Genomic DNA, 17,642 nt, shown 5'->3' with positions numbered 1-17,642 from the left:
CTCGGTCGATACGTGCCGACCGCGGTCAAAAAGGGGTATTGCAGTGGCGCAATGATACGCCTGTCGCTCTAGCCTGCGGGTGCGACCTTTGGTCGCGTTGGGGAAAAAACCTGGATGGTGTAGCAAATGTAACAAATCATGATGCAGGTCAATTGACTATAGACGATTGATCTTGCGCCCAAATGGCCTGGCCTTGCCAGGGATTGCAGTACGTGGGTACTGCAATCCGGATGCGCGCGACTCAATCTCCAGGGTTGGAGATGCTCAAGGCAGGCGACCGCCGCCCAGGGAGTCTATTCCACCTGTGTGGTTCCCGCCCTGGCTGGGAGCGCTGTTAGCCCTGTCGATAATGGACCTGGGTTTGCGCGTTGGAGTCGTGGATTTGTCAGCTTGCGCGCAAGGTGGGTTTTCGGTTTCAGTTTGCTGTTCGATATGATCGGATTCGATATCGGTAATGTTTTGCTCGGACATGGTCAAACTTCCTTGTTCAGTTGAATGAGTTTTGGGTCGTAAATTTGGTATGGATTTTTCAGTGACCCATCTTTTAAGTTAGCTTCTACTGTTGATTTCGTCGAATAAGGATTGATTTCAATTTGTAAGTTGTAATAGGCCGTTCATATCGTAATTTGTGCTTATTATTTTGGGCGTCGATGGGTTGGTCGCTGCTGGGTTTTTGCGTTAGTTTTATTACCCTGAGTGCACGTTATTCCAGATGGTCTGGCACCGTAATGGGTAGTTATTTGCTGGTTTGAATGGAAATGGATTTCTATGTGGTCAAATAAAAAAACCAGCCTGCTGCTGGGGGTGCTGCTCTGGATCGTGCCGTTCCTGTCGCACTCTGCGCAAAAGAATGATTCCCCACTGCACATGGTCTTTTCCTCCAACCCGCAATACCCTCGGACCGAGGCCACTGAGAGCGGGCGGGTCGAATCCGACTCGGAGAGAGAAAAGCGCTCAAAGTTTCTGATCGAAGCCCAGTATTCGGATATCGCCGACTTCAGGAGGAATTCTGGTGGCCCTGACCAAGTGCCAGTCATGATCAATGGCGACCTTACAATGTACGGTCGTGGCTGGCAGCGTTCGGTGGTAATGCCGATTCTGCAGGAGAAACTGGAGGGCGTTTATGACTATGGGTTGGGTAAGCGCGACTATGAAAAGAATTTGGCTAATTGCTTTTTGAATAGTTGCGCCGCAACCAGTATCGAGCATTTCAAAGGGCGGTACTGGGGCAAAGTAGACAGCATGGACTTTGGTGTGCGTGTGTCAGGTCGTACCGATGTTTATTACGGCAGTCTGGCGTACTCCAGGACCATAGGTGACGTGCATCTGGTGCAGTTGAATAATGAGCCGACTTACAGCGTGACGTTTTTTTCCGGGACACCTTTGATCAGTCCGTTGGAAGTGCGGATCACAGACGCGCTTGACTGGCTGGAAAGGGACCTGCGAAAAGCCCGGCAACAAGGCCGGATCATCATTCTGAATATGCACAAGGTGCGGGGCTGGATGGGCAGTGAGCAGCAGATCGAACGGTTCAGAACCATGATCCAGGCTTACAAGGTGACAGCGGTGTTTGCCGGACACTACCACTGGCACTCGGGACGGTACTGGAATGCGTCCGACCGGTTCGGCAATGTGCCGGTGTTTCTCAGCGGTTCGGCAATCCGGCAGACATATCTGATCGCATCCATTTCCGCGGACAGGCAAGCACTGACGGTCAATCGTGTCGAGGGCAATTACTGGCCGGGTCGCCAGCTTGAGGCGGTCGTCGAGGTTCAGTATTAGCGTTGTTTGCTGCACAAAAAAACGGCCCCGTCAGTGACTGACGGGGCCGTTTTTTATTGCTTCAAGCGTTTGCCTTACTGGGCATCTTCCGCCGGAGCCTTCTCACCATGAGACAAGCTGTAGACGTAAGCGGCCAGCAGGTGAACCTTGTCGTTACCTTGCATTTGCTCTTGCGCAGGCATCTGGCCCTGACGGCCGTAACGGATGGTCTGTTGCAGTTGCGCGAAGCTCGAGCCATAGATGAACGCACCCGGGTGGGTCAGGTCAGGCGCGCCCATCGCTGGGGTGCCTTTGCCTTGCGGACCGTGGCAAGCCACGCAGTTGGCGGCGAACAGTTTCTGTCCGGCAACCGGATCAGCCTTGGCGTCTTCCGGCAGCTTGCGGCCATCGAGGTTGGTCACGACAAAAGCCGCGACGTCGGCAACGCCTTGCTCGCCGATCACTTCAGCCCACGCCGGCATGACGGCATGACGGCCGCCCATGATGCTGGTCTTGATGACTTCCGGTTCGCCACCCCAGCGCCAGTCGGCGTCGGTCAGGTTAGGGAAGCCGTAAGCGCCCTTGGCGTCGGAGCCGTGGCAAACCGAGCAGTTGGAGGCGAACAGGCGGCCACCCATCTTCAGGGCTTGGGGGTCCTTGGCGACTTCTTCGATCGGCATGGAAGCGAACTTGGCGAAGATAGGACCGAACTTGGCGTCCGATTTGGCCATTTCCTTTTCCCACTCGTGAACGCCGGTCCAGCCGGTCTGGCCGTTGGCGAACGCGGTCTGCTTTTCGTTATCCAGGTAGTTGTAACCTGGCAGCAGGCCTTTCCAGTTGCCCAGGCCCGGGTACAGCGCCAGGTAGCCCAGGGCGAAAATGATGGTGCCCACGAACAGCATGAACCACCATTTCGGCAGCGGGTTGTCGTACTCCTCGATCCCGTCGAAGGAGTGCCCAACCGTCTCGTCCGTCTGCTCGTTGCGCTGGCCCTTGCGGGTCGACAGCAACAGCCAGGTCAGGGCGAAGATCGTACCGAGACTGAGGACTGTGACGTACAGACTCCAGAATGTAGTCATTCTTTGTTACTCCTAGAAGCTTGCTCGACGTGCTTGATGGCTTCGGGATCATCCGCGAAAGGCAGCAAGGTCGCGTCTTCAAACTCCGACTTGCGCTTGGGGCTGAACACCCACAGTGCCAGTCCAATGAAGGCCACCATTACAACAACGGTGCCCAGGCCACGAATCATCCCGATATCCATTTAGATCACCGTTTGCTTTTGATGATGGTGCCCAGGCCTTGCAGATAGGCCACCAGCGCGTCCATTTCGGTTTTGCCCTTCACGGCGTCTTTTGCACCGGCGATGTCTTCGTCGGTGTAAGGGACGCCGAGCGTGCGCAAGACTTCCATTTTCTTCGCGGTGTCCTTGCCGTCGAGCTTGTTTTCCACGAGGAACGGGTAGGCCGGCATTTTCGACTCAGGCACGACGTTGCGCGGGTTGTACAAGTGCGCACGCTGCCAGTCATCGGAGTAACGACCGCCGACACGGGCCAGGTCTGGACCGGTACGTTTGGAGCCCCACAGGAACGGGTGGTCCCAGACGCTTTCACCGGCAACGGAGTAGTGGCCATAGCGTTCGGTTTCAGCACGGAACGGACGGATCATCTGCGAGTGGCAGCCGACACAACCGTTAGCGATGTAAACGTCCCGGCCTTCCAGTTCAAGGGCGGAGCGGGGCTTCATGCCCTCGACCGGCTTGTTGGTGACATCCTGGAAAAACAGCGGAACGATCTGGGTCAGGCCGCCGATGCTGACGGCGATGACCATGAAGAAGGCCAGCAGGCCAATGTTCTTCTCGACTGCTTCATGCTTCATCAGTGAGCTCCAACTACGGCAATCTGTTCGGCGGCTTCGGCTTCTGCCGGGTTCGAGGCACGTACGGTACGGAATACGTTGTAAGCCATGAACAGCATGCCGGCAGCAAAGAACGCACCGCCCAGGGCGCGGACGATGAAGCCCGGGTGGCTGGCTTGCAGCGCTTCGACGAACGAGTAGGTGAGGGTGCCGTCATCGTTGATTGCACGCCACATCAGGCCCTGGGTGATGCCGTTGACCCACATCGAAGCGATGTAGAGCACGGTACCGATGGTCGCGAGCCAGAAGTGGGTGTTGATCAGGCCAGTGCTGTGCATCTGCGCACGACCGAACAGTTTCGGGATCATGTGGTAGACCGCGCCGATCGAGATCATTGCCACCCAGCCCAAGGCACCGGCGTGTACATGGCCGATGGTCCAGTCGGTGTAGTGCGACAGGGAGTTCACGGTCTTGATCGCCATCATCGGACCTTCGAAGGTCGACATGCCGTAGAACGCCAGGGACACCACCAGGAAGCGCAGGATCGGGTCGGTGCGCAGCTTATGCCAGGCACCCGACAGGGTCATCATGCCGTTGATCATGCCGCCCCAGCTTGGCGCCAGCAGGATGATCGACATTGCCATGCCCAGGGACTGAGCCCAGTCCGGCAAAGCGGTGTAGTGCAAGTGGTGGGGACCGGCCCAGATGTACAGGGTGATCAGTGCCCAGAAGTGCACGATCGACAGGCGATAGGAGTAGATCGGACGCTCGGCCTGTTTCGGCACGAAGTAGTACATCATCCCCAGGAAGCCGGTGGTCAGGAAGAAGCCCACGGCGTTGTGGCCGTACCACCACTGGATCATCGCGTCAGTCGCACCGGCGTAGGCCGAGTAGGACTTGAACAGGCTGACCGGCAGCGACATGTGGTTGACGATGTGCAGCATCGCCGTCACCAGGATGAAGGCACCGTAGAACCAGTTACCGACATAGATGTGCTTGGTCTTGCGCTTGACGATGGTGCCGAAGAACACCACAGCGTAGGTGACCCAGACAATGGCCAGCAGAATAGCCAGGGGCCATTCCAGTTCGGCGTATTCCTTGCTGGTGGTCAAACCCAAAGGCAAGGTAATGCCGGCACCGACGATCACCGCTTGCCATCCCCAGAAGGTGAAGGCCGCGAGGCTGTCGGAAATCAGTCGCGTCTGGCAGGTTCGCTGGACGACGTAATAAGAGGTGGCAAACAGTGCACATCCACCGAAGGCGAAAATCACCAGGTTGGTGTGCAACGGGCGCAGGCGTCCAAAGCTCGTCCATGGCAGACCGAAGTTCAACTCCGGCCAGACCAGTTGCGAGGCGATGAAGACACCGAGCCCCATGCCAAGGATCCCCCAGACCACCGTCATGATGGCGAACTGGCGGACTACCTTATAGTTATAAGCAGTCGGACTGATTGCTGTGCTCATTCTAAGGTTCCACGGTTTGGGTGTTTTATTAGGATTAAAAATCGGCCGCAAGTATGGAGAAAGCAGGGGGTCATTGCAACGCGCCATGACCTTGGTCAATGCTTTCAAATGCTGATTCTGCGGCCTTTCCATGCGCCGCGTAAGGACAAAATAGCCCAAGGGCAAAATGTCCCGGTGCAATCAAAAGGCGAGGGGTTCAGGTCGGATGTAACGGGGTGTGTTCAAACGCAACGATCGAGCGACCAAAGGCAATTGGCGCGACAGCCGGTTTTACCGGCCTTTGCGGCCTGTCCTCGGACGAAATCGTCGAACACATCAGTCAAGGTCGACCTGGACCCGCTGCTTGCCGGTCCGCATCGGGCAAGCTTAGACCCGAATCCGGGGAACCGAAAGGAAGACGCTGGGAGGGTGCGACAAAAAGAAGCAGCTTTGCCGTAACGGCGAGCCGCAAGCTACAAGCTCCAGGTTAGAGCCCGTAGTTGCGGCTTTGCTTTGCCTTTACTTGCTGCTGGTAGCTTGAAGCTTTTCGCTCAACTGCTCATCACTTCTCGAAAGGCTATACACGTAGGCTGCAAGCAGTTGCACCTTATCGTTGCCGAGCAATTCGTTCTGCGCCGGCATATGGCCCTGGCGACCATGGCGGATGGTTTGTTGCAGCTGCGCCAGGCTCGTACCGTAGATAAACCCGGCCGGGTGCGTCAGGTTTGGTGCGCCCATGGCTTCGGTGCCCTGGCCGTTTGCCCCGTGGCAAGCCACGCAGGTGCTGTTGAACGCCTGCTGTCCGGCTTGCAGATCCGCTGTGCTGTCGGCCGGCAGTGGCAGGCCGGCCAGATCATGACGGACATAGGCGGCGACGTTCTTCACGCCCTCTTCGCCGAGGATTTCACCCCAGGCCGGCATCGCCGCCACCCGGCCACCCATGATGGTGGTCTTGATAGTTTCCGCGGTGCCGCCCCAGCGCCAGTCGCTGTCCGCCAGGTTGGGAAAGCCGAAGGCACCCTTGGCATCGGAGCCGTGGCACACCGAGCAGTTGGACGCAAACAGGCGACTGCCCATTTTCAGTGCTTGTGGGTCCTTCGCTACTTCTTCCACGGGCATGGCGGCGAATTTGGCGAAGATCGGTCCGAACCTGGCGTCAGCCTTGTCCATCTCCTTTTCCCATTCATGCACGCCGGTCCAGCCGTTTTCGTAGCCGGGCAGGATGCCTTTCCAGTTACCCAGTCCCGGATAGAGGATCAGGTAGCCGACGGCAAACACCAGGGTGGCGACGAACAGCATGAACCACCATTTTGGCAACGGGTTGTCGTACTCCTCGATGCCATCGAAGCTATGGCCCATGGTCTGGTCGACGCTGCCCTTGGTTTCGCTCTTGCGGGTGGCGATCAACAGCCAGGTCAGGCCGATCAGGCTGCCGATGGTCAGTACGCAGATCCAGATACTCCAGAAGGTGGTCATGGCCGGGTACTCCTTGTTGCGCGATCGTGGGTGATGTCGGGTTGTGGCTCATCGGCGAATGGCAGCAGGCGCGCTTCGGCGAACTGCGGATTGCGCTTGCTGTTGAACACCCACAGCGTCAGGCCGACGAAGGCCACGAACACCACGACCGTACCCAGGCCGCGGATCATTCCAATGCTTAACTCAAAGAACATGGCTCACCTCTTGCTCTTGATCGCAGTGCCGAGCACTTGCAGGTAGGCGACCAACGCGTCCATTTCCGACTTGCCCTTGAGCGACTCGGCCGCACCGGCAATGTCCTCGTCGGTGTACGGCACGCCGAGGGTGCGCATGGTTTTGAGCTTGGCTGCGGTCTGACTGCTGTCGACCGGATTGGCCACCAGCCACGGATAGGCCGGCATCTTCGATTCCGGCACCACGTTGCGCGGGTTGTACAAGTGCGCACGGTGCCAGTCATCCGAGTAGCGAGCGCCGACCCGGGCCAGGTCCGGACCGGTACGTTTGGAACCCCACAGGAACGGGTGATCCCACACGCTTTCACCGGCCACTGAGTAATGCCCGTAGCGTTCGGTCTCGGCGCGGAACGGCCGGATCATCTGCGAGTGGCAACCGACGCAGCCTTCGCGGATGTAGATGTCACGCCCTTCCAGTTGCAGCGCGGTATAGGGCTTCATGCCTTCCACCGGTTTATTGGTCACGTCCTGGAAGAACAGCGGGACGATCTGGGTCAGGCCGCCGATGCTCACGGCCAGGATCATCATCAGCAGCATCAGGCCGATGTTTTTCTCGATTGTTTCGTGTTTCATGGCGGACTCCTCAGGCCATCTGCGCGGCAGCGGCGACGTCGGCAGGCTGGGAGGCCCGCACGGTGCGCCAGGTGTTGTAGGCCATCAGGAACATGCCGCTGAGGAAGATCGCGCCGCCCACCAGCCGCACGACGAAGCCTGGGTGGCTGGCCACCAGGGTTTCGACGAAGGAGTAGGTCAGCGTGCCGTCCTCGTTCACCGCACGCCACATCAGGCCCTGGGCAATGCCGTTGACCCACATCGAGGCGATGTACAGCACGGTGCCGATGGTCGCGAGCCAGAAGTGCGCGTTGATCAGGCCGGTGCTGTGCATCTGCGTGCGGCCGAAGACTTTCGGGATCATGTGGTACAGCGCGCCGATGGAAATCATCGCTACCCAGCCGAGGGCGCCGGCGTGTACGTGGCCAATGGTCCAGTCGGTGTAGTGGGAGAGGGCGTTGACGGTCTTGATCGCCATCATCGGACCTTCGAAGGTCGACATGCCGTAGAACGCCAGGGACACCACGAGGAAGCGCAGGATCGGGTCGCTGCGCAACTTATGCCAGGCACCCGACAGGGTCATCATGCCGTTGATCATGCCGCCCCAGCTTGGAGCCAGCAGGATCAGCGACATCACCATGCCCAGCGATTGCGCCCAGTCCGGCAGCGCGGTGTAGTGCAGGTGGTGGGGACCTGCCCAGATGTACAGGGTGATCAGTGCCCAGAAGTGCACGATCGACAGGCGATAGGAATACACCGGGCGTTCGGCCTGTTTCGGCACGAAGTAATACATCATCCCGAGGAAACCGGCAGTGAGGAAAAAGCCCACGGCGTTGTGTCCGTACCACCATTGCACCATGGCGTCGGTGGCACCGGCGTATACCGAGTAAGACTTGGTGAAACTCACCGGCAACTCAATATTGTTGACGATGTGCAGGATTGCCACGGTGACGATGAACGCGCCGAAGAACCAGTTGCCCACATAGATGTGTTTGGTCTTGCGCTGCATGATCGTGCCGAAGAACACGATCGCGTAGGCGACCCAGACAATGGTGATGAGGATATCGATCGGCCATTCCAGCTCGGCGTATTCCTTGGACGTGGTGTAACCGAGCGGCAGGGTGATCGCCGCCAACAGGATGACTAGCTGCCAGCCCCAGAAGCAGAACGCAGCGATTTTTGGCGCGAACAGTTGCGCCTGGCATGTGCGCTGTACCGAATAGAATGAACTGGCGAACAGCGCGCAACCGCCGAACGCGAAGATCACCGCGTTGGTGTGCAGCGGGCGTAAACGGCCGAAGCTGGTCCATGGCAGATTGAAGTTGAGTTCGGGCCAGACCAACTGGGCGGCGAGAAAAACTCCGAGCCCCATGCCGACGATGCCCCACACCACCGTCATAATGGCGAATTGGCGGACCACCTTGTAGTTGTAGGCGGTACTGATAGAAGTGTTCATGGTTCCCCATCCACGGTTCAGCCGAAGTGATCGCGCTCGCGCAATGCAGTGCACCCTTCGCCTGGAGTTATAGGCAGACTAAAAGCGAGGCAAGCATGGACAAAGAGCACAAGGCCAGTATTGACGGGGATCAATGGGCGCAGTGCGTGCGGGATCATGGATGGTTGTGGAATGCCGCTGCAGCGCCGGCCTCGGCTACGCTTATTCTCGCCCATGGCGCCGGCGCACCGATGGACAGTGACTGGATGAGCGACATGGCTGCGCGCCTTGCCGCGCATGGCGTCAACGTGTTGCGCTTCGAGTTTCCCTACATGGCTCAGCGGCGTGTCGATGGCGGTAAACGCCCGCCGAACCCGGCAGCAAAACTGCTGGAGTGCTGGCGCGAGGTGTATGCCCAGGTGCGACGTCATGTCGCCGGGCGTCTGGCCATTGGCGGCAAGTCCATGGGCGGGCGGATGGCCAGTTTGCTGGCGGATGAGTTGGGTGCTGATGCCCTGGTGTGCCTGGGGTATCCGTTTTATGCGGTGGGTAAACCAGAGAAGCCACGGGTCGAGCATTTGCCGGGGCTGAAGACACGAACCCTGATTGTGCAGGGCGAACGGGATGCGCTGGGCAATCGGGAGGCGGTCGGGGGTTATTCGTTATCGCCGAGTATCGAGGTGATGTGGCTGGTGGCGGGGGATCATGATTTGAAGCCGTTGAAGGCTTCGGGGTTTAGTCATGAGCAGCATTTGGCGACTGCGGCGGGGCGGGTTGCTGCGTTCCTTCAGGTGTAGCCCTCACCCTAGCCCTCTCCCAGGGGGAGAGGGGACTGACCGAGGTGATTACTCGGGTTACATCGACCTGAGATATTGAATTGAACTCCGGATTTGAATGGCGTGGAGATCGGCTCCCTTTCCATTCCTGCTGTGGGAGAGGGGACTGACCGAGGTGATTACTCGGGTTACATCGACCTGGGATATTGAATTGAACTCCGGATTTGAATGGCATGGAGATCGGCTCCCTTTCCATTCCTGCTGTGGGAGAGGGGACTGACCGAGGTGATTACTCGGGTTANGATATTGAATTGAACTCCGGATTTGAATGGCATGGAGATCGGCTCCCTTTCCATTCCTGCTGTGGGAGAGGGGACTGACCGAGGTGATTACTCGGGTTACATCGACCTGAGATATTGAATTGAACTCCGGATTTGAATGGCATGGAGATCGGCTCCCTTTCCATTCCTGCTGTGGGAGAGGGGACTGACCGAGGTGATTACTCGGGTTNACTCCGGATTTGAATGGCATGGAGATCGGCTCCCTTTCCATTCCTGCTGTGGGAGAGGGGACTGACCGAGGTGATTACTCGGGTTACATCGACCTGGGATCTCGAGTCGTACTCAAATTTTGAACAGCATGAAGATCGGCTCCCTTTCCCCTCGCCCCCCTTGGGGGAGAGGGTTGGGGTGAGGGGGAGGGATTTTGAATGCGATAGTAGATCGCATTCACACCCCAATATGTGTGGGGCCGGTTTGTCGGCGAAGAGTTCCGTGTTGGCGACACGCCCTTCAGAGCGACAACAAAAAACCCGGAAGCTTGCGCCATCCGGGTTCTTTGTCCCTTCAGACCTATCAGCGGTTAAACCGCTCCACCAGCGAATATTGGGTGTTCGCCGTCTTGGTCAGCTCTTCACTCAACAACGCCGAGTTCTGTGCCTGCTCCGAGGTCTGGTCCGCGAGGTCGGAAATGTTGCTGATGTTGCGGCTGATTTCCTCGGCCACGGCACTTTGCTCTTCGGTCGCGGCGGCAATCTGGGTGGTCATGTCGGTGATGTTGGCCACCGCTTCGCTGATCCCCACCAGTGCCTGGTCCGCTTCGAGCACCCGCGCCACACCTTCTTCCGCCTGGCGATGCCCGGCTTCCATGGTCTGTACGGCGGTGCCGGCGGTTTGCTGGAGCTTGGCGATCAGGGCGTGAATCTGCCCGGTCGACTCGCTGGTGCGTTGCGCCAGCTGGCGGACTTCATCGGCCACCACGGCAAAACCGCGTCCCATCTCGCCGGCACGGGCCGCTTCGATGGCGGCGTTGAGGGCCAGCAGGTTGGTTTGGTCGGCGATGCCCTTGATCACGTCGACCACGCCGCCGATTTCATTGCTGTCCTTGGCCAACTGGGTCACGGTCACGCCAGTTTCACCGACCACCACCGACAGGCGCTGGATGGCTTCGCGGGTTTCCCCGGCAATTTCGCGACCTCGACCGGTCAGGCGATTGGCTTCCTGCGTTGCATCGGCCGTGCGTTGCACGTGGCTGGCGACTTCCTGGGTGGTCGCGGCCATCTGGTTGACGGCGGTGGCCACTTGCTCGGTCTCCACCCGTTGACGCTCAAGGCCGGTGGAACTGTTGTGCGCCAGGGCGTCGGACTGTCTGGCCTGGTCGTTCAGGTGTTCGGCGGTGTCCTGCAGGCGGGTCAGGCAAGTTTTCAGACGGGCTTCCTGACTGAGGATCGACATCTCCAGGCGCGCCTGGGCGCCACGGCTGTCGGTGTACATCCGGGCGATCAGCGGGTCGGAGGTGGTTTGTTCGGCCAGGTGCAGCAAGCGCTTGAGACCACGCTGTTGCCAGCTCAAGCCCAGCAAACCCAATGGCACCGAGAGGCCGGCAGCCAGGGCAAAGCCCCAATGGGAATTGAGTGACGCACCGATCATGAAGCTCAGTTGGCTGACCAGAATGAACGGCAGCCAGTCTTGCAGGATCGGCAGCCATTTATCGCTGGAAGGAATGGCCGACTTGCCCTGGTTGATGCGTTGGTAGAGCGCTTCGGCACGGCGGATCTGTTCGGCGGTGGGCTTGACCCGCACCGACTCGTAACCGATCACCTGATTGCCTTCGAAGATCGGTGTGACGTAGGCGTTAACCCAGTAGTGGTCACCGTTCTTGCAGCGATTCTTGACAATGCCCATCCATGGCAAGCCTTGTTTGAGTGTGCCCCACATGTGCGTGAAGACTGCGGCCGGCACGTCGGGATGACGAACAAGGTTGTGCGGTGCACGCATCAGTTCTTCCCGGGAGAAGCCGCTGATTTCGACAAAGGCGTCGTTGCAGTAGCTGATCACGCCCTTGGCATCAGTGGTGGAAATCAACCGTTGCTGAGCCGGGAAAGTCCGCTCGCGCTGGGTAATGGGCTGGTTGTTACGCATGGTTTATTAGTCCGCAAGGCTTTCAAGTGCTGTATCGGCAACCTCGGCGATTTAATGAGATTTTTTTCGAAAATCAGCGGTGCGTCGCAAAACGACCCTTGCGTCAGCTCGCGAGCATCGGATAGGTGAGCAGTGCGAAGTGCAACACATTCAAGCCGAAATGAGTGGCGATGGCCGCCGCCAGGCCGCCAAAACGGTAGGCCAGGCCATAGCCGACTCCCGCCAGACTCGCCAACAGCACCCAATGCCAGCCCGCTCCCGCATGCACCAGGCCGAACAGCAGGGATGCAAGAAACAGGGCGAGGTTCTCGCCGTAGGCCAAATCTTTAAAGCATCGAGTCAGGCCGCCCTGGATATAGCCACGAAACAGAGCCTCTTCAACCAGGGTCACCAGCAACAGATTGTTGAGCAGCCACAACCAGGCGTGCTCCGGCCATTTTGGTGCCCATTCGATGACGCCCAGCAGCAGCGCGCCACCCAGAGCCAGCACGGCGCTCAAGGTCAGGGCCAGCGCACTGGCATACAAGCTGCGTCGTAGCGAGCGGCGACTGATAATCCATGGGCAGGCCAGCAACAGCCAGAACCCGATCAGGGGTTTGTCCAGGTTCAGGTACATGGAAAACGGCACGGCATTGTCGGTGAAGCGCTGGGCAGGAATGACGCGACCATTGTAGAAACCGGGCAGCCAGTGCATCGCCAGGGCCAAGGCCAGAAAGATGAACAGGCCATGGCCGAGCCAGCGGCCGAACTGAAGTTGTTGTTGGCGCACGGCAAAGCCTGCGACCAACAGCAAAACCACGGAAATCGCCGCCAGCCAGCCGAGATGGCCGTACGCCAGGGCCATGCCATAGCCGAGGGAGAGCAGGGTCAGGCAGGTCCATGGCAGGGCAATCATTCAAAGTCCTTGGGTCAAAAACTGCGGTCGAGTTGATCTCACCGGGTTTGGTGAATCTTCGCTTGCCGAGCAAAGGCGCGATTATAGAGCGGCCCACCCCAACAAAAACACCGCCCGAAGGCGGTGTTTGTGTCAGTGCAGGGTCAGGACGCAATCAACTGACGCAACACGTAGTGCAAAATCCCTCCCGCCTTGAAGTACTCCACTTCATTAAGCGTATCGATCCGGCAAAGCACCTCGATTTTCTCGCGGCTGCCATCTGCACGGGTGATGACCAGGTTCAGGTTCATCCGTGGTGTCAGCTCGACGCCGGTCAGTCCCAGGATATCCAGGGACTCCTTGCCGGTCAGGTTCAGGCTCTTGCGATTCTGATCCAGCTTGAACTGCAACGGCAGAACGCCCATGCCCACCAGATTGGAGCGGTGGATACGTTCAAAACTCTCGGCAATGACTGCCTTTACACCGAGCAGGTTAGTGCCTTTGGCGGCCCAGTCGCGGCTCGATCCGGTGCCGTATTCCTGCCCGGCGATCACCACCAGCGGTGTGCCTGCCGCCTGATAACGCATGGCGGCATCGTAGATCGGCATTTTTTCCATGGTGGGAATATAAAAGGTGTTGCCGCCTTCCTCGCCACCGAGCATTTCGTTACGAATGCGGATGTTGGCAAAGGTACCGCGCATCATCACTTCATGGTTGCCGCGCCGGGAGCCGTAGGAGTTGAAGTCCCGTGGTTCCACGCCTTTGTCGCGCAGATAGTGGCCCGCCGGGCTGTCGGCCTTGATGTTGCCGGCCGGAGAGATATGGTCAGTGGTCACCGAATCTCCCAGCAGGGCGAGGACGCGGGCACCGGCTACATCCTTGACCACTGGTGGCGGGCCACCGATGTCATCGAAGAAGGGCGGATGCTGGATGTAAGTCGAATCCGCCTGCCAGACGTAAGTGGCGGCTTGCGGCACTACGATCGCCTGCCACTGCTCGTCACCGGCAAACACTTCGGCGTACTCCTTGTGGAACATCGCTGTGTTGACGCGTGCCACCGCCTCGGCGATTTCCTGGCTGCTCGGCCATATGTCGCGCAAATAAACCAGCTTGCCGTTCTGGTCGGTACCCAGCGGCTCGCTGCTGAGGTCGATGCGCACAGTGCCCGCCAACGCATAGGCAACCACCAGTGGCGGGGAAGCCAGCCAGTTGGTTTTTACCAGGGGATGCACCCGGCCTTCGAAGTTGCGGTTTCCCGACAGCACTGAGGCCACTGTCAGGTCGGCTTGCTGGATGGCTTTTTCGATCGGTTCCGACAGGGGGCCGGAGTTGCCGATGCAGGTGGTACAGCCGTAACCCACCAGCGCGAAACCGAGTTGATCGAGGTATTGCGTCAGCCCGGCCGCCTTGTAGTAGTCGGTGACCACTTTCGAGCCCGGGGCCAGGGAGCTTTTCACCCAGGGTTTGCGTTGCAGGCCTTTTTCCACTGCTTTTTTGGCCACCAGCCCGGCCGCCATCATCACGCTCGGGTTGGACGTGTTGGTGCAGGAGGTGATCGCGGCAATCACCACGGCGCCGTTTTTCAGCCGGTGGGTCTGGCCTTCAAATTCGTAGTCCGCCTCGCCCGCCATGTCCGCATTGCCCACTGCCACGCCGCCACCGCCTTCGCTTTCCAGGCGACCTTCTTCCTTGCTGGTGGGTTTGAGCTGGACGCCGAGGAAGTCGCTGAACGCTTGTGCGACATTCGGTAGCGCCACACGGTCCTGCGGGCGTTTCGGTCCGGCGAGGCTGGCCTCTACGCTGCCCATGTCCAGTTCCAGGCTGTCGGTGAACACCGGTTCCTTGCCCGGCAGGCGCCACAGGCCCTGAGCCTTACTGTAGGCCTCGACCAGTTTCACGGTCTCGATTGGGCGGCCGGACAGACGCAGGTACTCCAGTGTGATGTCGTCCACCGGGAAGAAACCGCAGGTTGCACCGTATTCCGGCGCCATGTTGGCGATGGTCGCGCGGTCGGCCAGCGGCAGGTCGGCAAGGCCGTCGCCGTAGAATTCGACGAATTTGCCCACCACACCTTTCTTGCGCAACATCTGGGTAACAGTCAGCACCAGGTCGGTGGCCGTGATGCCTTCCCTGAGTTTGAAGCCGATGACTTCCGGAATCAGCATCGATACCGGTTGCCCGAGCATGGCCGCTTCCGCTTCGATGCCGCCGACGCCCCAGCCGAGTACGCCGAGGCCGTTGATCATGGTGGTGTGGGAGTCGGTGCCGACCAGGGTGTCGGGGAAGGCATAGGTGCGGCCGTCCTCGTCCTTGGTCCAGACCGTGCGGCCGAGGTATTCCAGATTGACCTGGTGGCAGATCCCGGTGCCTGGTGGCACCACGCTGAAGTTGTCGAAGGCGCTCTGGCCCCAGCGCAGAAAGGCATAACGTTCGCCATTGCGCTGCATCTCAATGTCAACGTTCTGCTCGAAGGCGCTGCTGCTGGCGAACTTGTCGACCATCACCGAGTGGTCGATCACCAGGTCCACCGGCGACAGCGGGTTGATGCGCTGCGGATCACCGCCGGCCTTGGCCATTGCTGCACGCATGGCGGCCAGATCGACCACGGCCGGGACGCCGGTAAAGTCTTGCATCAGGACCCGCGCCGGGCGGTACTGGATCTCGCGGTCGGAGCGACGCTCCTTGAGCCATGCGGCGATGGCTTTGAGGTCGGCGCCGGTGACGGTTTTTTCGTCCTCCCAGCGCAGCAGGTTTTCCAGCAGCACTTTCAAGGACATCGGCAGCTTGTCCAGGTCACCAAGGCTCCTGGCAGCTTGCGGCAGGCTGAAATAGTGGTAAGTCTTGTCATCGACTTGCAGGGTTTCAAGGGTGTTCAGGCTATCGAGGGACGGCATTACGATCACTCCTTTGAGTCCGCACGGCTACGGACTGAGGGGACGGACAGAGCATTAAACCTAGCCCTGTTTTCATTAGCTGGCTAATAACTGGACTCTATCGACAAGTCCGGGGTTGCGAAGTCGGCTATCATGCGCGGGTTTTCGTGACAGGCTTTGCTTCAACGCAACGTCTGGGCATCGCGCAGCGGCGTAATTTATCGCCATCTGCCCAGGAGTAAGAATGAACACCCTCTTTATGCATTGCCGGCCGGGCTTCGAAGGCGAAGTCTGTTCCGAGATTTCCGACCTTGCCGCACGGCTGAATGTGGCCGGGTATGCCAAGGCCAAGACTGCCAGCGCCTGCGCCGAATTTGTCTGCACCGAAGTAGACGGCGCCGAGCGCCTGATGCGCGGTCAGCGTTTCGCCGAGCTGATCTTCCCGCGCCAATGGGCCCGGGGGATTTTCATCGATTTGCCGGAAACCGACCGTATCAGTGTAATCCTTGCGCACATGGCGGACTTCCCGCTGTGCGGCAGCCTGTGGCTGGAAATGGTCGATACCAACGACGGCAAGGAACTGTCGAACTTCTGCAAGAAGTTCGAAGTTCACCTGCGCAAGGCGCTGATGGCCGCCGGCAAACTGGTGGAAGATGCGCACAAACCGCGGCTGCTGCTGACCTTCAAGAGCGGCCGGGAAGTATTCATGGGCCTGGCCGAGTCGAACAACTCGGCGATGTGGCCGATGGGCATCCCGCGCCTGAAGTTTCCCCGCGAGGCACCGAGCCGCTCAACCTTGAAGCTGGAGGAGGCCTGGCACCACTTCATTCCACGGGATCAGTGGGACGAGCGCCTGCACGGCGACATGACCGGCGTCGACCTGGGTGCCGCCCCCGGTGGCTGGACCTGGCAACTGGTCAATCGCGGCATGCTGGTGACCGCCATCGACAACGGCCCGATGGCCGAAAGCCTGATGGACACCGGGCTGGTGCAACACTTGATGGCTGATGGTTTTACCTTCAAGCCCAAGCAGCCGGTGGACTGGATGGTTTGTGACATCGTCGAAAAACCTGCGCGTAACGCGGCGATGCTGGAAGAGTGGATTGGCGATGGGCATTGCCGCGAGGCAGTGGTCAACCTGAAGCTGCCGATGAAGCAGCGCTATGCCGAAGTGAAACGCTTGCTGGAACGGATTGCCGACGGCTTCAAGGCACGGGGCATCCGGGTCGAGATCGGCTGCAAGCAGCTGTATCACGACCGTGAAGAAGTGACCTGCCACTTGCGCCGCCTGGACGTGAAGAAGCCCAAATCCCGCTGATTCACACGGCCCCCTGTGGGAGAGCCTTTGTGGCGAGGGGGCTTGCCCCCGTTGGGCCACGAAGCGGCCCCAAAACTGTTATGGGTCCAAAACTGTTATGGGTCCAAAACTGTTATGGGACTACTGCGTAGTCCAACGGGGCGATGTGGCGTTCCGACAAGCCCCCTAGCCACGATACAGATGACCGAACACCCGGCTATGCGCGACAATGCCGGCAAGTTTCAGGAGTAAATCATGAGTGAAATGCTTGATACGCCGGTAGACGGCACCCTCGACGCCACCGGCCTCAACTGCCCGGAGCCGGTGATGATGCTGCACCAGCACATCCGTGACCTGGTGCCCGGCGGCCTGCTCAAGGTGATCGCCACCGATCCGTCGACCCGTCGCGATATCCCCAAGTTCTGCGTTTTTCTCGACCACGAGCTGATCGCGCAGCACGAAGAGGCAGGCACCTACCTCTACTGGATTCGCAAGAAATCTGGGTAACGAAGCCAAAAAAAGGCCTGCATTTGCAGGCTTTTTTTGTGCGCTCTGTCCCGTCCTGAATAAGGTTTACACCTTCTGACCTATTTTCAGGAGGGAGCAATGGATTCGGGGAAAAGGCGCAGTCAGCGCGATTACACGCTGG

At 59.1% G+C, this 17,642-nt stretch carries 16 protein-coding genes; 4 read left to right on the top strand and 12 right to left on the bottom strand.

The window, feature by feature from the left end; genetic code table 11:
- Positions 1 to 264 precede the first annotated feature (264 nt).
- Positions 265 to 471 carry a hypothetical protein gene (locus ASE98_RS02150; RefSeq protein ID WP_060539774.1) on the bottom strand — a complete coding sequence of 69 codons (207 nt, stop codon included), beginning with the start codon at positions 469 to 471 and terminating at the stop codon, positions 265 to 267.
- A 297-nt stretch (positions 472 to 768) separates the two neighbouring features.
- Between ASE98_RS02150 and ASE98_RS02145 the strand changes: the two genes are divergently transcribed.
- Positions 769 to 1,782 (top strand): metallophosphoesterase family protein, encoded by a 1,014-nt coding sequence (locus ASE98_RS02145; protein WP_060539773.1) that lies wholly within the window; start codon positions 769 to 771, stop codon positions 1,780 to 1,782.
- Between the two features lie 74 nt (positions 1,783 to 1,856).
- Here ASE98_RS02145 and ccoP (ASE98_RS02140) read toward each other — a convergent pair whose 3' ends face one another.
- The 8 genes from ccoP (ASE98_RS02140) to ccoN (ASE98_RS02105) all read right to left on the bottom strand — a co-directional run bounded on the left by ccoP (ASE98_RS02140) (position 1,857) and on the right by ccoN (ASE98_RS02105) (position 8,774).
- Positions 1,857 to 2,840 carry a cytochrome-c oxidase, cbb3-type subunit III gene (ccoP, locus tag ASE98_RS02140; RefSeq protein ID WP_060539772.1) on the bottom strand — a complete coding sequence of 328 codons (984 nt, stop codon included), beginning with the start codon at positions 2,838 to 2,840 and terminating at the stop codon, positions 1,857 to 1,859.
- Positions 2,837 to 3,022 (bottom strand): CcoQ/FixQ family Cbb3-type cytochrome c oxidase assembly chaperone, encoded by a 186-nt coding sequence (locus ASE98_RS02135; RefSeq protein WP_003175465.1) that lies wholly within the window; start codon positions 3,020 to 3,022, stop codon positions 2,837 to 2,839. The genes ccoP (ASE98_RS02140) and ASE98_RS02135 overlap by 4 nt, the downstream gene beginning before the upstream one ends.
- Before the next feature lie 5 nt (positions 3,023 to 3,027).
- Positions 3,028 to 3,636 (bottom strand): cytochrome-c oxidase, cbb3-type subunit II, encoded by a 609-nt coding sequence (gene ccoO, locus ASE98_RS02130; RefSeq protein WP_024164411.1) that lies wholly within the window; start codon positions 3,634 to 3,636, stop codon positions 3,028 to 3,030.
- Positions 3,636 to 5,078: a cytochrome-c oxidase, cbb3-type subunit I gene (gene ccoN, locus ASE98_RS02125; protein WP_060539771.1), complete on the bottom strand. Its 1,443-nt coding sequence runs from the start codon at positions 5,076 to 5,078 to the stop codon at positions 3,636 to 3,638. The genes ccoO (ASE98_RS02130) and ccoN (ASE98_RS02125) overlap by 1 nt, the downstream gene beginning before the upstream one ends.
- 498 nt (positions 5,079 to 5,576) lie before the next feature.
- On the bottom strand, positions 5,577 to 6,533 hold the full coding sequence (ccoP, locus tag ASE98_RS02120; RefSeq protein ID WP_060539770.1) for a cytochrome-c oxidase, cbb3-type subunit III: 957 nt from the start codon (positions 6,531 to 6,533) through the stop codon (positions 5,577 to 5,579).
- The gene (locus tag ASE98_RS02115; protein WP_060539769.1) at positions 6,530 to 6,727 is read right to left on the bottom strand and encodes a cbb3-type cytochrome oxidase subunit 3; all 198 of its coding nucleotides are present in this window, start codon (positions 6,725 to 6,727) and stop codon (positions 6,530 to 6,532) included. Before ASE98_RS02115 ends, ccoP (ASE98_RS02120) begins: the two co-directional genes overlap by 4 nt.
- 3 nt (positions 6,728 to 6,730) lie before the next feature.
- Positions 6,731 to 7,339, bottom strand: a complete 609-nt coding sequence (gene ccoO / locus ASE98_RS02110) for a cytochrome-c oxidase, cbb3-type subunit II (protein WP_060539768.1) — start codon at positions 7,337 to 7,339, stop codon at positions 6,731 to 6,733.
- A 10-nt stretch (positions 7,340 to 7,349) separates the two neighbouring features.
- Positions 7,350 to 8,774: a cytochrome-c oxidase, cbb3-type subunit I gene (ccoN, locus tag ASE98_RS02105; RefSeq protein WP_060539767.1), complete on the bottom strand. Its 1,425-nt coding sequence runs from the start codon at positions 8,772 to 8,774 to the stop codon at positions 7,350 to 7,352.
- Positions 8,775 to 8,869: 95 nt separating this feature from the next.
- On the opposite strand from ccoN (ASE98_RS02105), the gene ASE98_RS02100 reads away from it, so the two are divergent.
- Positions 8,870 to 9,550 (top strand): alpha/beta family hydrolase, encoded by a 681-nt coding sequence (locus ASE98_RS02100; protein ID WP_060539766.1) that lies wholly within the window; start codon positions 8,870 to 8,872, stop codon positions 9,548 to 9,550.
- Positions 9,551 to 10,383: 833 nt separating this feature from the next.
- On the opposite strand, the gene ASE98_RS02095 is transcribed toward ASE98_RS02100, so the two are convergent.
- The 3 genes from ASE98_RS02095 to acnA form a co-directional block, all read right to left on the bottom strand.
- Positions 10,384 to 11,949, bottom strand: coding sequence for a methyl-accepting chemotaxis protein (locus ASE98_RS02095; RefSeq protein WP_060539765.1), 1,566 nt, complete (start codon positions 11,947 to 11,949; stop codon positions 10,384 to 10,386).
- 103 nt (positions 11,950 to 12,052) lie between these two features.
- A complete protein-coding gene (locus tag ASE98_RS02090) occupies positions 12,053 to 12,844 on the bottom strand; it encodes a CPBP family intramembrane glutamic endopeptidase (protein ID WP_060539764.1) in 792 nt (263 codons plus the stop codon).
- Positions 12,845 to 12,987: 143 nt separating this feature from the next.
- Positions 12,988 to 15,717 carry an aconitate hydratase AcnA gene (gene acnA, locus ASE98_RS02085; RefSeq protein ID WP_060539763.1) on the bottom strand — a complete coding sequence of 910 codons (2,730 nt, stop codon included), beginning with the start codon at positions 15,715 to 15,717 and terminating at the stop codon, positions 12,988 to 12,990.
- Between the two features lie 223 nt (positions 15,718 to 15,940).
- On the opposite strand from acnA, the gene rlmM reads away from it, so the two are divergent.
- Together rlmM and tusA are read left to right on the top strand one after the other, a co-directional pair.
- On the top strand, positions 15,941 to 17,014 hold the full coding sequence (gene rlmM / locus ASE98_RS02080; protein ID WP_060539762.1) for a 23S rRNA (cytidine(2498)-2'-O)-methyltransferase RlmM: 1,074 nt from the start codon (positions 15,941 to 15,943) through the stop codon (positions 17,012 to 17,014).
- Positions 17,015 to 17,248: 234 nt separating this feature from the next.
- Positions 17,249 to 17,500, top strand: a complete 252-nt coding sequence (gene tusA, locus ASE98_RS02075; RefSeq protein WP_060539761.1) for a sulfurtransferase TusA — start codon at positions 17,249 to 17,251, stop codon at positions 17,498 to 17,500.
- The last annotated feature ends 142 nt before the right edge of the window (positions 17,501 to 17,642 follow it).

The organism is Pseudomonas sp. Leaf48 (assembly GCF_001421885.1).
Classification (GTDB): Bacteria; Pseudomonadota; Gammaproteobacteria; order Pseudomonadales; family Pseudomonadaceae; genus Aquipseudomonas.
The sequence above is the reverse complement of the archived record's forward strand: the minus strand, read 5'-3'. Positions and strand labels throughout refer to the sequence as shown.

Bases quoted from the DNA above. Each gene is read 5' to 3' on its own strand.
- ASE98_RS02150 (WP_060539774.1), bottom strand. From the start codon at position 471: ATGTCCGAGCAAAACATTACCGATATCGAATCCGATCATATCGAACAG.
- ASE98_RS02145 (WP_060539773.1), top strand. From the start codon at position 769: ATGTGGTCAAATAAAAAAACCAGCCTGCTGCTGGGGGTGCTGCTCTGG.
- ccoP (WP_060539772.1), bottom strand. From the start codon at position 2,840: ATGACTACATTCTGGAGTCTGTACGTCACAGTCCTCAGTCTCGGTACG.
- ASE98_RS02135 (WP_003175465.1), bottom strand. From the start codon at position 3,022: ATGGATATCGGGATGATTCGTGGCCTGGGCACCGTTGTTGTAATGGTG.
- ccoO (WP_024164411.1), bottom strand. From the start codon at position 3,636: ATGAAGCATGAAGCAGTCGAGAAGAACATTGGCCTGCTGGCCTTCTTC.
- ccoN (WP_060539771.1), bottom strand. From the start codon at position 5,078: ATGAGCACAGCAATCAGTCCGACTGCTTATAACTATAAGGTAGTCCGC.
- ccoP (WP_060539770.1), bottom strand. From the start codon at position 6,533: ATGACCACCTTCTGGAGTATCTGGATCTGCGTACTGACCATCGGCAGC.
- ASE98_RS02115 (WP_060539769.1), bottom strand. From the start codon at position 6,727: ATGTTCTTTGAGTTAAGCATTGGAATGATCCGCGGCCTGGGTACGGTC.
- ccoO (WP_060539768.1), bottom strand. From the start codon at position 7,339: ATGAAACACGAAACAATCGAGAAAAACATCGGCCTGATGCTGCTGATG.
- ccoN (WP_060539767.1), bottom strand. From the start codon at position 8,774: ATGAACACTTCTATCAGTACCGCCTACAACTACAAGGTGGTCCGCCAA.
- ASE98_RS02100 (WP_060539766.1), top strand. From the start codon at position 8,870: ATGGACAAAGAGCACAAGGCCAGTATTGACGGGGATCAATGGGCGCAG.
- ASE98_RS02095 (WP_060539765.1), bottom strand. From the start codon at position 11,949: ATGCGTAACAACCAGCCCATTACCCAGCGCGAGCGGACTTTCCCGGCT.
- ASE98_RS02090 (WP_060539764.1), bottom strand. From the start codon at position 12,844: ATGATTGCCCTGCCATGGACCTGCCTGACCCTGCTCTCCCTCGGCTAT.
- acnA (WP_060539763.1), bottom strand. From the start codon at position 15,717: ATGCCGTCCCTCGATAGCCTGAACACCCTTGAAACCCTGCAAGTCGAT.
- rlmM (WP_060539762.1), top strand. From the start codon at position 15,941: ATGAACACCCTCTTTATGCATTGCCGGCCGGGCTTCGAAGGCGAAGTC.
- tusA (WP_060539761.1), top strand. From the start codon at position 17,249: ATGAGTGAAATGCTTGATACGCCGGTAGACGGCACCCTCGACGCCACC.